General features: G+C 47.7%; 12 protein-coding genes. 4 read left to right on the top strand and 8 right to left on the bottom strand.

Annotated features, from left to right (window positions below):
• The first annotated feature begins 56 nt into the window (after positions 1–56).
• Together HB364_RS17050 and HB364_RS17055 are read left to right on the top strand one after the other, a co-directional pair.
• Positions 57–1,484 (top strand): L-serine ammonia-lyase, encoded by a 1,428-nt coding sequence (locus HB364_RS17050; protein ID WP_167289419.1) that lies wholly within the window; start codon positions 57–59, stop codon positions 1,482–1,484.
• Between the two features lie 13 nt (positions 1,485–1,497).
• Entirely contained in the window at positions 1,498–2,364 is an 867-nt protein-coding gene (locus HB364_RS17055; RefSeq protein WP_167289420.1) for a class I SAM-dependent methyltransferase, read from the top strand.
• Positions 2,365–2,400: 36 nt separating this feature from the next.
• Here HB364_RS17055 and mqnE read toward each other — a convergent pair whose 3' ends face one another.
• The 8 genes from mqnE to dnaE form a co-directional block, all read right to left on the bottom strand.
• Positions 2,401–3,570, bottom strand: coding sequence for an aminofutalosine synthase MqnE (gene mqnE / locus HB364_RS17060; RefSeq protein ID WP_167289421.1), 1,170 nt, complete (start codon positions 3,568–3,570; stop codon positions 2,401–2,403).
• 80 nt (positions 3,571–3,650) lie between these two features.
• Positions 3,651–4,250 carry a hypothetical protein gene (locus tag HB364_RS17065; RefSeq protein WP_167289422.1) on the bottom strand — a complete coding sequence of 200 codons (600 nt, stop codon included), beginning with the start codon at positions 4,248–4,250 and terminating at the stop codon, positions 3,651–3,653.
• A gap of 2 nt (positions 4,251–4,252) precedes the next feature.
• A complete protein-coding gene (locus HB364_RS17070; protein WP_167289423.1) occupies positions 4,253–4,435 on the bottom strand; it encodes a hypothetical protein in 183 nt (60 codons plus the stop codon).
• A gap of 26 nt (positions 4,436–4,461) precedes the next feature.
• Entirely contained in the window at positions 4,462–6,111 is a 1,650-nt protein-coding gene (locus HB364_RS17075) for a NupC/NupG family nucleoside CNT transporter (RefSeq protein WP_208419979.1), read from the bottom strand.
• 186 nt (positions 6,112–6,297) lie between these two features.
• Positions 6,298–8,061 (bottom strand): carboxypeptidase-like regulatory domain-containing protein, encoded by a 1,764-nt coding sequence (locus tag HB364_RS17080; RefSeq protein ID WP_167289424.1) that lies wholly within the window; start codon positions 8,059–8,061, stop codon positions 6,298–6,300.
• Between the two features lie 27 nt (positions 8,062–8,088).
• Positions 8,089–9,852, bottom strand: coding sequence for a carboxypeptidase-like regulatory domain-containing protein (locus HB364_RS17085; RefSeq protein ID WP_167289425.1), 1,764 nt, complete (start codon positions 9,850–9,852; stop codon positions 8,089–8,091).
• A gap of 132 nt (positions 9,853–9,984) precedes the next feature.
• Positions 9,985–10,302, bottom strand: coding sequence for a thioredoxin (gene trxA / locus HB364_RS17090; protein WP_167289426.1), 318 nt, complete (start codon positions 10,300–10,302; stop codon positions 9,985–9,987).
• A gap of 154 nt (positions 10,303–10,456) precedes the next feature.
• Entirely contained in the window at positions 10,457–14,098 is a 3,642-nt protein-coding gene (dnaE, locus tag HB364_RS17095; protein WP_167289427.1) for a DNA polymerase III subunit alpha, read from the bottom strand.
• Between the two features lie 176 nt (positions 14,099–14,274).
• Here dnaE and HB364_RS17100 point away from each other — a divergent pair, with 176 nt between their 5' ends.
• Positions 14,275–14,955 carry a C40 family peptidase gene (locus HB364_RS17100; protein ID WP_167289428.1) on the top strand — a complete coding sequence of 227 codons (681 nt, stop codon included), beginning with the start codon at positions 14,275–14,277 and terminating at the stop codon, positions 14,953–14,955.
• Positions 14,956–15,055: 100 nt separating this feature from the next.
• Complete coding sequence (locus HB364_RS17105) at positions 15,056–15,895, top strand: rhomboid family protein (RefSeq protein WP_167289429.1); 840 nt, start codon at positions 15,056–15,058, stop codon at positions 15,893–15,895.
• Positions 15,896–15,900 lie beyond the last annotated feature (5 nt).

The raw sequence follows: 15,900 nt of genomic DNA on the forward strand, positions 1-15,900 counted from the left end.
CAGGTGACTAACAGCCAATACCTATTTCTCCTAACTTTGCAGTAAATTAAAATTCTTTGCCCCACGAAGCCATTTCTGTATTCGATATTTTCAAGATAGGCGTAGGCCCTTCCAGTTCCCATACATTGGGTCCCTGGCGGGCTGCCCAGCGCTTTTTACAATCCCTCGAAGATAAAGGACAACTGTTCCAGGTAGAAGCTATCCGTGTACTGCTGTATGGTTCCCTGGCCAAAACAGGCAAAGGGCATGGCACGGATGTGGCGGTACAATTGGGACTTAGCGGCGATGATCCCGTGACGTTTGATGTGAACCTGATTGATGCCAAAATGGATGATATCAGAACGATGAAAAAGCTGTTGCTGCATGGCAAACATGAAATTGATTTCGACCCTGCAGAAGATATCGAATTCCTGGTGACAGAATCACTGCCTTATCATCCCAATGCACTCACTTTCCTGGCCGCGTTTCATAACGGCGATTCCATGGCCGAAACGTATTATTCCGTAGGTGGTGGTTTTGTGCAGAAAGAAGGGGAGGACGCGAATGCCGGTACTGCGATTGAATTGCCTTTCCCCATTGATAAAGCAGATGACCTGCTGCACTGGTGCCGTAAAACCGGCCTTAGCATCAGCGAGGTGGTGATGGAAAATGAAAATAGCTGGCGCCCTGAGCAGGATACCCGGCTGGGCATGCTGAATATATGGCGTGTGATGAAGGAATGTATCTTCCGGGGCTGCAATACAAGCGGTATGTTACCCGGAGGGCTCAACGTAACACGCCGCGCCGCCGATCTCAATAAAAAACTCCTGGAAGGCAGGACGTATACAGATTATGATTCCTGGTTGCAGGCCGTACGGGATGGCGGCCATCATTTTAAGTATACGCTGGACTGGGTAAGTTGTTTTGCCCTGGCTGTGAATGAAGAGAATGCGTCTTTCGGGCGTGTGGTCACGGCGCCTACCAATGGCGCTGCCGGTGTAATACCGGCCGTATTGCAATACTTCGTGGTCTTCTGTGATGGGTATAAAGAAGAGAAGATATTACAGTTCATGCTCACCGCTGCTGAAATAGGCAGCATCTTCAAAAAGGGCGCTACCATCTCTGCGGCTATGGGCGGTTGCCAGGCAGAGATCGGCGTATCGTCCGCCATGGCGGCAGCCGGGTTGACCGAAGCCATGGGAGGCACCCAGCGGCAGGCCCTGATGGCTGCAGAGATAGCCATGGAGCATCACCTCGGACTTACCTGCGACCCTATTGGCGGACTGGTGCAAATTCCCTGCATTGAGCGCAATACCATGGGCGCTATCAAAGCCATTACAGCTTCCCAACTGGCGCTGCAAAGCACGCCCGATTTTGCCAAAGTGTCGCTCGATAATGTGATCAAAACCATGTGGGATACGGCCAAGGACATGAGCTTTAAATACAAGGAAACGGCAGAGGGCGGCCTGGCCGTGCATATCCCGATTAGTTTGCCTGAATGTTAGACCTGAATTGACAATGGAACGCGATTTCAATACCATCAGTCCATCTGCAGGCGCTTTACTCATGATGAAGGCGCTCACCGATATTCCCTTTGCCAAAGATACCGCCGCCATGGTGGGCGACCTGGAAGCTTTTACAAAAACGGCACGTGAAAAACGCTCCCGCGTTATGATGGGCCGGATTATTCATTTTGAGAACCGGTATAAAACGATTGACGGGGCATTGTCCGACATCCATCCGCAACAGGTGCTGGAACTTTCCTCCGGCTTTTCCTGCCGCGGTCTCCACATGGCGCTCCATAAAGACGTGACCTATATAGATACCGACCTGCCGGAGTTTATCAGCAACAAGAAGCAACTGGTGGAAAGATTGATCAAAGAAAAGCAACTGCAGCTTAAAGGCCAATTGTACATTGAGCCATTGAATGCCATGGATGAAGCGCAGTTCAGCAAAGTAGTGCAGATATTACCGCCGGGACCCGTTACCATCGTCAATGAAGGATTACTGGTATACCTCAATACAACTGAAAAAACACAGCTTTGCGCTACCATTCATCGCCTGTTGAAGGAAAGAGGCGGCTACTGGGTGACGGGAGATGTGTACATTAAAAAAGATATGAGCCGTTTGCTCGGCCAGTCCCAGGATGCATTTGATGAACAGCTTACAAAGTTCCTCGAAGAACACCGTATAGAAGAGAACAAGTTTGAAAGTTATGAAGCGGCGCTGGACTTCTTTACCCGTTGCCATTTTACGGTGAAGCGCCGTATAGACATAGACTATGCTTCACTAAGCTCCCTCCGGCTCATTGCCCGCGGGGTGGAAGAAGACGAGGTGCGGGAATGGATGCAGGGCCGCGAAACCTGGGTGCTGGAAGCAGTATAGCATGTCACCCTGAGCTTGTCGAAGGGCAGTCAAAGCCTAATTCAATAACGGATTAACTTCTATCTCCTTAATATCAATATCTGTATAGTCCCTCAATTCATGATACAATGTATCCCGCTCTACAGGCTGGCGTTTTACCTGTTTGATCAGGGTTACCAACTGGGCAGTGCTCATGGCAGGTGTTTGCTCTTCAGAGCCGGCCATGGAGTAGATCTTGGTAGAGTCGTCAATTGTTCCATCAATATCATTCACGCCAAAGGACAAGGTTAACTGGGCATTCTGGCGTCCCAGCATAGGCCAGTAAGCTTTCAGGTGCGTGAAGTTGTCCATATACAGGCGGGCAATGGCATACATGCGCATGTCTTCAATGATGCCCGATTCCGGTATGTTGCTCATGTCATTCTGCTTGTTGCGGAACTTGAGTGGGATGAAGGTATTGAAGCCACCGGTCTTATCCTGCAGTTGCCGTAAGCGCTCCATGTGGTCTACCCGGTGCCAGTACTTTTCAATATGGCCATAGAGCATGGTGGCATTGGTATGCATGCCCAGGTTATGCGCTGCTTCATGGATCTTCAGCCAGCCTTCGGCATCTACTTTATCATCGCAGATCTGCTGACGTATTTCGGGATGGAAGATCTCGGCGCCGCCACCGGGCAGGGAATCCAATCCGGCCTCCTGCAAATAGGCCATGCCTTCCTCTACACTTTTCTTAGCCTTGCGGAACATATAATCCAGCTCTACCGGTGTAAAGCCTTTGATGTGTAATTCCGGGCGATGGGCTTTGATCTTGCGCAGCAGGTCGGCAAAGAATTCGAGGGTGAGTTTGGGATGCACGCCTCCTACAATGTGTACTTCGGTAACGGGTTTGCCATCATAGCCTTTTACAATATCAAGCATTTGATCGGTGGTCAGTTCCCAGCCTTCTTCGCGGTGGGCATAGAGACGGGAATAAGAACAGAACTTACAGGCAAATACACACACATTGGTGGGCTCTATATGGAAGTTGCGGTTGAAATAGGTTTTATTGCCATGCAGGCGTTCCCGTACAAAATTGGCCAGCGCACCTACAAAGGGGGCATTGGCTCTTTCAAACAGCAATACGCCGTCCTCAGGGGTAATGCGTTCGCGGGCAATGATCTTATTGGCTATTGTACGGAGGGCCGCATCTGGTTCGGCGGCTATCACCTGCTGGATGAAAGTGTTCATGGTATGCAAAGTTACATCAGGGTTCTAACAATCAATGGGATAAATTGTTCAGGCAATCCGTTGAGTTTGAATTAATCCTCTTACTCGCTTTTGTTTTGCAGGCGTTCAGCAATAAATATTACCTGCTGTATCCATACCGGACATTCAGGTTGTTTGTGTTCAATTCTTCCTTGTTTTAAAACTACCATTGCCAAGGCCGTTTCGGCGTTGTCAATCAGGTAGGCTTCTTTAAATAAAGGCAATTTACTCCTCAGATAAAGTAGTGACATTTTATACCTGTGTTCTATTATATTGGGTGGTACATAATGCCCTCCTTCTTTTACTCTTTTTTGTACCCGGTTAATATGAATATCTTCAACATAATCAGTGCATAGGAAATAAAGAATAATGTCATATCCTTTGCGGATCATCGCTTCAATCCATTCGTATTCTGAATCTTTTGCCAGGTTACTTTCAATCATAAAGCCTGCATTTTCCTGCAGAAGCTTTGTAATACGTTCCCGGTAAATTTCTTCTGCCTTCGCGAAATTGGTATCGCTATAACTTCCAAGTTCCCGGGTAATAAGGTCAATGTTTAGAAAAGGTAAATCAGGAGAAATGAATCCTTGTTCAATTGCGGTGTAATAGAAGGTGGTTTTTCCAGCACCATTAGGGCCTGCGAGGATATATAGCGTTGGCATTCTTAGCTTTTGGCGACTGCCTTTTTCAGGGCTACTTTAGTATGGCTTTTAGGATTTTCTTCAATAAGCTGCCCCTTCTCTACATAAAAGATCGTACTCTCTGCTTTGATAGCTTTGCGGCGAACATATTCGCGCAAGGCAGAAGCCATTGTTTCAAAATTAATATGTACAGGAAAGGAATTCATACTACAAAAATACGCATTTCTGACAATTACATCAATGCCCCGGCGATGCAGCCGCACATGAGGCAGGCAATGGTGCCGCCTATAAGGGCTTTTACGCCCAGTTCTGTGAGGTTTCTGCGCTGGTTGGGGGCCAACTGGCTAATCCCCCCGATCTGGATGCCAATGGACGCAAAATTGGCAAATCCGCAGAGGGCATAGGTGGCGATCAACAGGGATTTTGGGTCCTGTATTACATTGTTGGCTTTCATGTTGCCCAATGAGATATAGGCCATAAATTCATTCAGGATGGTCTTTTCCCCCAATAGTTGTCCGATGGGAACCATATCTGTACTGGACACACCAATGAGCCAGGCAACGGGTGAAAATACATAGCCTAAAACCATCTGGAGCGACAATTCCTGGTACCTGCCTCCGGTAGCAATGGCTATTTGTTCATTCAGGTGGGTAATGTTGCCAATCCAGCCCATCAGGCCATTCACCACCCACATGATTGCTGTAAATACGATCAGCATGGCGCCTACATTCACGGCCAGCTTCAAACCGTCAGTCGTACCCAATGATAATGCATCGAGGAAATTATCCCCAAGCTTCTCTTTTGGGACTGTAAGGTCTTTAGATACAAGGTGCTCGTCCGTTTGCGGGAAGAGTATTTTAGAGATCACAATAGCTGCAGGCGCACTCATGATCGATTGACTGAGCATGTGCAGGGCAAAATACTGTTGCTGATTGATGTCCGATCCTCCAAGAAAACCCACATAGGCTGCCAGTACACTTCCTGCTGTATTGGCCATACCGCCAATCATAATACAAAGGATTTCCGACCGGGTCATCTTTTCCAGGTAAGGCCGTATCATCAGGGGAGCCTCGGTTTGCCCCAGGAAAATATTAGCCGCAGTAGACAAACTCTCGGCTCCTGAGATCTTTAATTTATTCAGTACATAGGCAAACACGTATACAATAACCTGTAATACGCCCAGGTAGTAAAGTATGGAAGAGAGCGCCGCAAAAAAGATAATGTTGGGCAATACCTGTATGGCAAATACATATGCCCAGCTTTGTTTGTCATCCGCCAGTTTGCCAAACATAAATTCAGTGCCTTTATGGCTGATGTTGATGAGCGATACAAAAGTATCTGAAGCGGATTGCAGGATGAGCTTAAATATCTGGGGGTTACATACTTTCCCATATACAGCGCCGGTAATCAATACACATGACAGCAGGATGGACCATTTCATTAATTCTCCATGCTTTTTACCCACTCTGAAGATCAGGGCCAGTATGGTTATGCAACTAATAAAGATGGACAGATTGGCCCACTTCCCAAACAGGTTGGGGGCAAGGATCAATCCTATGATGAAGAGCAATTGCCAGATTAATACATACGCAAGGTTAACAGGATCATAGGTAATAGTACTACCGGCTGTTTTATTTTTTACCCGGTTAAACTTATTGTAAACGGTGTAAATAAGAATGCCACCAAATAGCAGCCAGAAAACGGGTTGACCAAATGCCGTGGTGTGTAAGACACCCATGGCAAACATGACCTGGGCAAAAAGCCCCATTCCCACCAGCTTCCAGTTAATAGCCCGCCGGTTATTGCTCAGGAGATAACAAACAAAAAGGAGAAAGAACATGCCGAGAGCGCCGCGGGAAATGTTGACCAGGATGGGATTCATGCCGGTAGGTTGGTTAAATTTAAATATTGGGCAATATAAGGATAAATCGCAATCCTCCTGAAATCAGTAAGCGCTCAGGCTAAAAAGTTGTCATACAGTAACTGTCTGTCCGGATGAGATAATATTATAAAAAAAGGTATTGCAAGGCCCCTACGACCTTGCAATACCCGGTTGATTGAAATATTATTATTGGTACCTCTTAACCCGGAAAGTACAGTTGATGGGGAGGATGGCCTGTGAAAGGGTATCCTTTACAGTTCCGGTAAAGTTACCGGCAACATACCCACCAACAGTATTCTCGTATTCTGTAATGTTTACAGTGATGGTGGGGGTGTTGTTTCTATGAATATAGTAAGTGTTGTTTTCACGGATGACCATCTGACTCATCGGGCTTGTTCCGGGGATTGGTTCTCCTATAAAAGACATGTCGAACGACCTGTTATCTCCTCCGAAACCAGATATCAGTGTTTGGTTATTCTGTTGCCCCCGGTAGGCGATCATTGAATCAGTACCGCTGATACCGTAGCTGGTTCCGTTAATGTTATAATTGATGTACTCTGTAAGTACGTTACCACAGGCCACGAACTGGCCGGCATTGACCGTAGTACCGGAAATAGCTACGGTGCTGGCCGTTCCCGATTGCGTGCCGCCAATATCATAGGGGGTAATAGTGGCTGAGGCAGTTGTATTGGAACAGCGGACTACCGGCATGCTGAAAGCACCGTTAATAAGGTTGCTGCGGTAATACACCCCATCGAGATGGATGGTGACATAACCATTCGTAACAGCGGCTGCATTACAGTTCACCACCGTACCGGAAATAGTAACCTCCGCAGCGGTAGACGTAACAGTGACGACGCCCAGGTCGCTATTGGCCGTGAATGGTCCTACATTTTGGGTATGGGTCAGGTTGCCGCATTGATTATATACTTTCATCACCAGGTTGCGGTTGGCAGGTATCTTACCGCTGACCACACCGTCTATATTGGTATAACCGTGGCCGGAAATGCTGCCCAGGGTATCTGTGCCGGTAGCGCTGATCACTACCTTTACTCCTCCCAGTGCCACACCTTGCTGATTCTTAATCGTAGCAGTAAAGTCAATAATGGCGAAAGGCGCATCACAATTCCAGAAGGAGAAGTGACTAACAGTGCCTACATAATTATTGCCCTGGCGGGTGGCAGTGCCTTCTTCTTTCCACAAACCGGTTTTTTCGTCCAGGCTCCATAAAGGAATGGTGGCCGGGGCTTGTCCTTGCAGGCTGGCAGGTATCGGGAAAGTAAGACTGGCGGTTTTGCCGCTGGCCAGTTGAAGCTTTTCTCCGTTGGCGCCATTCAATTCCACCGCCATCATACCGAAAGATTGTAGGCCTGTTTCCTGGTTGGCGCTATTAATACCGCGCAGGGTGCCGGGTGTGATCTCACTAAAGTTGCTGGCTTCTGGATTGATAAAAAAAGCGCTCACCGATACCGTGCCTGTATAGGCTGTAGTGGAGCCTTCCTGTACAATACCGCTGGCGGGGAACACAATATTACCCCCCGATGGTACGGTGACCGTGCCGCCGCTATTACCGTTGAAGTTGCCGGCAGCTATTTTTTTGATCAGTTGAATGGAAACCGAGTTGTTCTTATTGGGGGTTACCACAATGGTTTTAATGCCCTTGAAATAGCCTTCTTTTTCCACGGTTACCATGCCCGCATGCTTGTCTACGGAAATATTGCTGAGGTTAAAAAGACCACTGGCATTGGTGGTAACAGATATCGAACCGGCTTTCACCGTGGCGCCGCTGACCGGCAATTCATTTTCATCTACGATCTTGCCCTGGATAGAGGCGGTCACGTATTCGGCTTTATAAGGCGGCTTATCAGGTGTATCCGATTTGTTACAACTGAAGTAAACAATAGTTGCTACTAACAGGCAACCTGGGATAAGCAAGCGGGATAGTTTCATGATAATGGATTTGAAGGGTTTAAATGATTATTTGTACTTCTTAACCCGGAACGTACAATTAATGGGGAATACAGCCTGTGTAAGGGTATCCTTTACAGTCCCGGTAAAGTTACCGGCAATGAACCCATCTTGTACATTATTGTATTCTGTAACGTTTACAGTGATGGTGCCGTTATTTCTATAGACGGGACCGCCATCATCAACGTATAGGAAAGTCATGGTGCCTGTTCCCGGAGCAGGTTCGCCCCTAAAAATAAAGTCTGTAAACCTATCATTATTGTTCGGCCTGGTAGCTCCAAAATACGTGAAATCGCTCTGGGCAGCACGGTAGGCAAATAATGAATCAACTTCACTATAGGTAAAGCTGGTGCCATTGATATTGTAGTTGATATATTGCGTGAGCGAGTTACCGCAGGCCACCAACTGGCCGGTATTAACGGTAGTGCCGGAAATAACTACTGTAGTGGCTGTGCCCGACTGGGTGCCGCCAAGATCATACGGTGTTACAATGGCCGAAGTGGCGGAATTGGAACAGCGTGTTACCGGGATACTAAACACACCGTTCACCAGGTTGCCGCGGTAATAGATCCCTTCCAGGTCAATGGTCACATAGCCATTGGTAACGGCAGCCGCATTACAGTTCACCACCGTGCCGGAAAAAGTAACCATTGAGGTGGCAGACGTAACGGTGATAACGCCGAGGTCGGCAGTACCCGTAAGAGGCCCTGCATTTTGTGTGTGAATGAGGTTACCACATTGATCATATACTTTCATCACCAGGTTGCGGTTGGCTGGGATCTTACCGCTCACCACCCCTTCTGGACTGGTATAGCCGAAGCCTGATATGCTGCTTAAGGTATCTGTTGTACCGGTAGCACTGATCACTACTTTTACTCCTCCCAGTGCCACACCTTGCTGGTTCTTAATAGTAGCTGTAAAATCAACTACGGCAAATGGTGCATCACAGTTCCAGTAAGAGAAGTGGCTTACAGATCCTACATAATTATTGCCCTGGCGGGTGGCAGTGCCTTCTTCCTTCCACAAGCCTGTTTTTTCATCCAGGCTCCATAAAGGAATGGTAGCCGGCGCCTGCGATTGCAAGCCGGCAGGTATCGGGAAAGTAAGGCTGGCGGTTTTGCCGCTGGCCAGTTGAAGTTTTTCTCCGTTGGCGCCATTCAATTCCACCGCCATCATACCGAAAGATTGCAGGCCCGTTTCCTGGTTGGCGCTATTAATGCCGCGCAGGGTACCCGGCGTGATCTCCTGGAAATTGCTGGCTTCGGGATTGATAAAAAAAGCGCTCACCGATACCGTGCCCGTATAGGCAGTAGTGGAGCCTTCCTGTACAATGCCACTGGACGGGAACACAATATTACCCCCCGATGGTACGGTGACCGTGCCGCCGCTATTACCATTAAAGTTGCCGGCAGCTATTTTCTTGATCAGTTGGATGGAAACCGAGTTGTTCTTATTGGGGGTTACCACAATCGTTTTAATGCCTTTGAAATAACCTTCCTTTTCCACGGTTACCATGCCCGCATGCTTGTCTACAGAAACATTGCTGATATTAAAAAGACCGCTGGCATTGGTGGTAACGGATAGGGAGCCGGCTTTAACGGTGGCGTCGCTGACAGGTAACTCATTTTCATCTACGATCTTGCCCTGGATAGAAGCCGTTACGTATTCGGCTTGATAAGGCGGCTTATCGGGCGTATCCGATTTGTTACAACTGAAGTAAACAATAGCTGCTACTAACAGGCAGCCTGGGATAAGCAAGCGGGATAGTTTCATGATAATGGATTTGAAGGGTTTATTGAAAGACAAGGATAGACAAAAAAGACCGTTACTACAAGGTATTGATATACAATAAAAAAAGCGATTCATTAAACCATGAATCGCTTTAGAAAATAGATTATAAAACAGTTATATATGCTGCTCGATCTTCTTTACAAAGTTGGCTTTCGGTTGTGCGCCGACCAGCTTATCCACCACTTTACCACCCTTAATGAAGAGGATAGCAGGAATAGAAGTAATCCCGTAATTAACAGATATCTGCGGGTTATGGTCTACATTCACTTTACCCACATTTACCTTTCCTGTGTATTCCTTAGAGAGATCTTCAATAACCGGCCCGATCGCGCGGCAAGGCCCACACCATTCAGCCCAAAAGTCTACCACAGTCAATTTATCGGAAGCGATCACTTTCTCCTGGAAGTTCGCGTCGGTGAATTCTAAAGCCATAAATCAAAATTTAGATGTAAAAGTAATTATTTTATTGTTTGTTGGTAAGCCTGGAGTGGGTTTCCCGTTGTGGGACTCATTCTTTAACTTACTGCTAAGAACCGACAAATTTATAACCAATTCGGTATTCCTGCCCCTCTGTCGTTATCCACATTTACACAGTGACAACCTGTACATCTACCTCGGGCTTATTCTGCAGCCAGGCCGTCATTTCGTCATTCATTTCAAACCCCGTTTCCAGGCTGTACAGGCTGATCTTGTATTGCCGCTTCATTTCCTTGATATTGAACTTCAAACCAGCCTTTCCGGGGTGGGTTTTAACATTCTTTTCGAGGAAATTGACCATGTCGGCATCAATGTGCCGGGCCTCGATATCTATTATAACCTGTTTGGTAAGGTTTTGTTTAATGCTCTCCAGCAAAACGATCTTATCCACCTTGAACTCATACTCCACCTTGTTAAAGCGTTGTTTAAAGAAACCCGTTATGAATAGGTTCTTACCTTTTTCCATGTAATTGGAAAAGCGCATATAGTCGTCGCTCCAGAGCATGAATTCGCTCTTGCCGGTATAATCCTCAATAATAAATGAGGCAAACTGGCGGCCGGTTTTGGTTACCCGGTGCTGGGCGTCGGTTACCAGTCCGGCCAGCCGGAACGTGCGGCCCGGGTTGGCCTGGAGGGTGATCGCCTCCTTGATCTCATTAAAGTCGGCCAGGGTGGTGAAGCCGTAGTGCTTTATTTCGAACCGGAAATGGTCCAGCGGGTGGCCGCTCATAAACATACCGGTTACCTCTTTCTCCCTATCCAGCAGCTCGGTCAAAGTCCATGGTTCACAGGGGGGTATCTTCGGCAGGGGAATATCCAGGGCCTTGGGCAGGTCGCCAAAGAGGGTATTGGCGGTGCTGTTATTCTCCGTCTGGTAAATATTCCCGTATTTAATGATCTTCTCCATGCCGGAGGCGGTTTCCCCTTGTGGTATGGTGAAATATTGCGCCCGGTGGAATTCTTTAAAGCAATCAAAAGCGCCGGCATACACCAGGCATTCCAGGGTCTTTTTATTCACCGCCCGCTGGTTGACCCGCTTGATCATGTCAAAAATATTCGTATAGCGGCCATTGGCTTCCCGCTCGGCAATGATATTTTCTACAGCAGCTTCGCCCACGCCTTTTAACCCGCCCAACCCTACGCGGATATGGCCTTCCAGGTTCACAGAGAAGCCTTTATGCGATTCGTTAATATCCGGTCCCAGTACCATCTTACCCATCCGCTTGCACTCTTCCATAAAGAAAGTGAGCTTTTCAATGGCGCCGGCGTTGTTGAGTACCGCAGCCATATATTCAGAAGGGTAGTGGGCCTTGAGGTAGGCTGTCTGGTAGGCCACAAAGGCATAGCAGGTGGAGTGCGACTTGTTGAATGCGTATTGGGCGAAAGCCTCCCAGTCGGTCCACACCTTCTCCAGTTTATCAGCAGGATGGCCTTTGTCCGTTCCTCCCTTCACAAACTGGGCCTTCATCTTGTCCAGTACCGCCTTTTGCTTCTTACCCATCGCCTTCCGCAGTACGTCGGCATCTCCCTTGCTGAAGCCGGCCAGTTTCTGGGCCAGCAACATCACCTGTTCCTGGTATACCGTGATACCATAGGTATCGGCCAGGTATTCTTCCATTTCCGGGAGGTCATACGTGATAGGTTCCCGTCCATGTTTACGGTCAATAAAGTTGGGGATATAGGCCAGCGGACCGGGGCGGTACAGGGCGTTCATCGCAATCAGGTCGGCAAACTGGTCAGGCTTCAGGTCACGCAGGTATTTTTGCATACCGGGACTTTCGAACTGGAAAGTACCGATGGTATCCGCTTTCTGGTAGATCTCGTAGGTTTTCGTATCATCGAGCGGAATATCGTCTATCACGATTTCCACGCCGTGATTCTGCCTGATCATTTCCAGCGCATTCTTAATGATCGTGAGGGTCTTCAACCCCAGGAAGTCCATCTTGATAACGCCGGCGTCTTCAATAATACTGCCTTCAAACTGGGTTACCCAGAGTGTGGAGTCTTTGGCTACAGATACGGGGATGAGTTCTGTCAGGTCTTTGGGGGCGATGATAATACCTGCTGCGTGGATACCGGTGTTCCGTACCGATCCTTCCAAACGTTCGGCTTCGTGCAATACCGTTCCGTTCAGGGTATCGCTTTTATAGATCTCGCGTATCCTTTTTACGCTTTCCAGTTCATCGGGGCCCAGACCTTCCTTCTCTTCCAGCGATTTTTCGCCTTCCTTGGCGGTGAGGGGCGCTTTCAATACACGGCCCAGTTCTATACCCGGTTTATCCGGTACCAGCTTGGCCAATGCATTCGATTCGGCCAGGGGCAGGTCCAATGCACGCGCCACGTCTTTGATACTCATTTTGGCGGCCATGGTACCATAAGTAATGATCTGCGCTACCTGGGCCTTGCCGTATTTGTCAACTACATAGTCAATTACTTTCTGACGGCCTTCATCGTCGAAGTCCGTATCAATATCGGGCATTGACTTACGGTCGGGGTTCAGGAACCTTTCGAACAGCAGGTTGTACTTGATGGGGTCAATATTGGTGATGCCGATACAATAAGCTACCACGCTACCTGCAGCGGAACCACGGCCGGGGCCGATGAATACGCCCAGGTCGCGGCCGGCTTTGATGAAGTCACTCACAATAAGGAAGTAACCGGCAAAGCCCATCGTTTTGATCGTGAACAGCTCAAAGTCGAGCCGTTCCGTTATTTCGGGTGTAAGTTCTGCATAACGCTTCCTGGCCCCTTCATAAGTAAGGTAGTGCAGGTAAGTCCATTGGTTCAGGTTACTGTCGTCGGTCGTCTGGAATTCTTTAGGAAGTGGGAAGGCCGGCAGCAGGATATCCTTCTTCAGGTTCAGCACCTCCACCCGGTCCACGATCATATTGGTATTGTCTATAGACTCCGGGATGTCTTTGAAGAGTTCCTTCATTTCATCCTGTGTCTTGAAATAAAACTGATCGTTGGGGAATTTAAAGCGGCGCTCTTTTACGTTCAGGTCATCATTGATGATATCGTCATATCCCGGCGTACTTTTCTTTTCACCGGTGTTAATACAAAGCAGGATGTCATGGGCATTGTAATCATCCCGGTCGGTATAATGGCTGTCATTGGTGGCAATGATGGGCACATTGAACTTCTTCGCAAATTTGAGCAGTACTTCATTGATCTGGATCTGCTCTTTAATATCATGGCGCTGTACCTCGATGAAATAATCTTCCCCAAACAGGTCGAGCCACCATTTGAATTCCTGCTCAGCTTTTTCCTCTCCATCATGCAGGATGGTTTGCGGCACATAGGCGCCGATGCAGCAGGTAGTGGCAATCAGCCCTTCGTGGTATTGCTCTATCAGTTTCTTGTCAATACGGGGGTATTTGCTGTACATTCCTTCGATATAGCCCAGCGAAGTGAGTTTGATGAGGTTCTGGTAACCTTGTTTGTTTTTGGCCAGCAATACCTGGTGATAACGCTCATCCTTCACATCTTTCGAGAATATCTTACGATGACGGTCTTCCACCACATAAAATTCGCATCCTACAATGGGCTTTACCTTCAGGGAGCCATCCTCATTCTTGTGTTTGTAGGCCTCTGATACGAACTCAAAAGCGCCAAACATATTACCGTGATCGGTAATAGCAATGGCCGGCTGACCATCTTTAACGGCTTTCTTATACAATGATTGGATAGAGGCTGCTCCATCGAGCAGGGAAAACTGGGTATGGACGTGAAGGTGAGAGAATTTACACATTACAATTTTGGGATTTGCGATGCCTGGTTAGTAATCAACACAAAGTGAGCTACAAAGTTCCTGAACAATTGCTAAACAAATGACAATATATTTCCACATCCGTGAATCGGCACAAGGCTTGCCATTTTGGCAATGTATTTGTTACTTTGCGACATTTATCTTTAACCAGGGCATTGATGTATAATATGTTAAAACAAGGATGGCTGATAGTTTTGGTGGCCCTGGCCGCTACCAGTTGCAGTACCCAGCGAAAGACCACGGCGGCTGTACCCGGCGCCACTACGAAACCTGCGGCTGGCTCACCCCGGTTTATTGAGAATATATCCATCAAGCCGTCCGGCGGTTCTTCCGACTATACGGCAAGTCCGCCCCTCAATGAACGCTATACACCGGGGCCTTCCATTCATACAGGCACTAATGTGGAGCTGAGCGATCCCCTGCAGTTTAAATATTCTATCCTGCTCGACCTGCCGGTGGAAGAGCTGACAGACGGCAGGATGATCAGCTTTATTGAGGACTGGTATGGTACCCGCTATAAGTATGGCGGTACCGATAAGAATGGGGTAGACTGCTCTGCCTTTGCCCAAACGTTTATTTACACACTGTATGGCCTCCTGCTGCCACGCACGTCGGCGCAACAATACCAGAAGAGCAAGCGCCTGCGCAAGGATGAATTAGTAGAGGGCGACCTGGTATTCTTCAAAACCCGCGGACGTAAAGCAGGTATATCCCATGTAGGCGTTTACCTGCGCAATAATAAGTTTGTACATGCTTCCACTTCCAGCGGAGTGATGATCAATGATATGAATGATGCGTATTATGCTGCGCACTATGCAGGCGCGGGCAGGATACGGTAAATTGGTTTTGGGCACCCAGGCAAGTATTTATTAATATGCCAAAGGATGGATATATTTCGGACGAAATGGGATGGTTTAAGCCCCGAAAAATATTGTTGCAATGATTGGTACCGGCCTCCTTGTATTCTTATTAATCATTCTGAACGTCCTTATTTCCTGGAGAGGATTCAGGAACAGTGATTTTTTTGCCCGTTATGAATTTAATGTTGATGGCATTCTGCTATACCGGCAATATGACCGGCTGATCAGTTCAGGTTTTCTACACGTGGGCTGGCTGCACCTGATCTTTAATATGCTCGCGCTTTATTTTTTCAGCGGCTCATTGATCGCTGTACTGAATTGGTGGGGCTTTCTGATCATTTATTTTGCCAGCCTTATCGGCGGCGGCCTGCTTTCGCTGTACATACACCGTTACAGCGGTGATTATAGTTCGGTAGGGGCGTCAGGAGCCGTATCGGGGATCATATTTGCGGTGATTGCTTTATTCCCGGGTATCGATGTCCCGCTCATTTTCATTCCCCTTCCCGGCTGGCTTTTCGGTCTTTTGTATGTGCTGATTTCTATTTATGGCATCAGGTCAAGGACTGGCAATATAGGACATGATTCCCATCTTGGCGGGGCGCTGGTTGGATTGGTTGTTGCCCTATTGATGCGGCCGCATGCACTGGTGGAAAATTATGTCACGATACTGATTATTTCAGTACCTGCCATCGTGTTTATTTACCTGATCATTACAAGGCCTCATCTATTGCTGGTAGATAATTTTTTCTACAAAACGCATCACCGTAATTACAATATTGATCATAAATACAACCAGCAACAGTACAACCGCCAGCAGGAGATTGACCAGATATTGGACAAAATCAACAAAAGCGGTATGCACAGCCTTACCAAAGCTGAAAAAGAAAAGCTGGAAGAGTATTCAAAGCGGATACGCTGAATATA

The organism is Paraflavitalea devenefica (genome assembly GCF_011759375.1).
In the GTDB taxonomy this organism is placed as follows: domain Bacteria; phylum Bacteroidota; class Bacteroidia; order Chitinophagales; family Chitinophagaceae; genus Paraflavitalea; species Paraflavitalea devenefica.

Excerpts from the sequence above, each read along its gene's own strand:
- HB364_RS17070 (WP_167289423.1), bottom strand. The coding sequence starts at position 4,435 with ATGAATTCCTTTCCTGTACATATTAATTTTGAAACAATGGCTTCTGCC.
- dnaE (WP_167289427.1), bottom strand. The coding sequence starts at position 14,098 with ATGTGTAAATTCTCTCACCTTCACGTCCATACCCAGTTTTCCCTGCTC.
- HB364_RS17100 (WP_167289428.1), top strand. The coding sequence starts at position 14,275 with ATGTATAATATGTTAAAACAAGGATGGCTGATAGTTTTGGTGGCCCTG.
- HB364_RS17065 (WP_167289422.1), bottom strand. The coding sequence starts at position 4,250 with ATGCCAACGCTATATATCCTCGCAGGCCCTAATGGTGCTGGAAAAACC.
- mqnE (WP_167289421.1), bottom strand. The coding sequence starts at position 3,570 with ATGAACACTTTCATCCAGCAGGTGATAGCCGCCGAACCAGATGCGGCC.
- HB364_RS17080 (WP_167289424.1), bottom strand. The coding sequence starts at position 8,061 with ATGAAACTATCCCGCTTGCTTATCCCAGGTTGCCTGTTAGTAGCAACT.
- trxA (WP_167289426.1), bottom strand. The coding sequence starts at position 10,302 with ATGGCTTTAGAATTCACCGACGCGAACTTCCAGGAGAAAGTGATCGCT.
- HB364_RS17075 (WP_208419979.1), bottom strand. The coding sequence starts at position 6,111 with ATGAATCCCATCCTGGTCAACATTTCCCGCGGCGCTCTCGGCATGTTC.
- HB364_RS17085 (WP_167289425.1), bottom strand. The coding sequence starts at position 9,852 with ATGAAACTATCCCGCTTGCTTATCCCAGGCTGCCTGTTAGTAGCAGCT.
- HB364_RS17055 (WP_167289420.1), top strand. The coding sequence starts at position 1,498 with ATGGAACGCGATTTCAATACCATCAGTCCATCTGCAGGCGCTTTACTC.
- HB364_RS17105 (WP_167289429.1), top strand. The coding sequence starts at position 15,056 with ATGATTGGTACCGGCCTCCTTGTATTCTTATTAATCATTCTGAACGTC.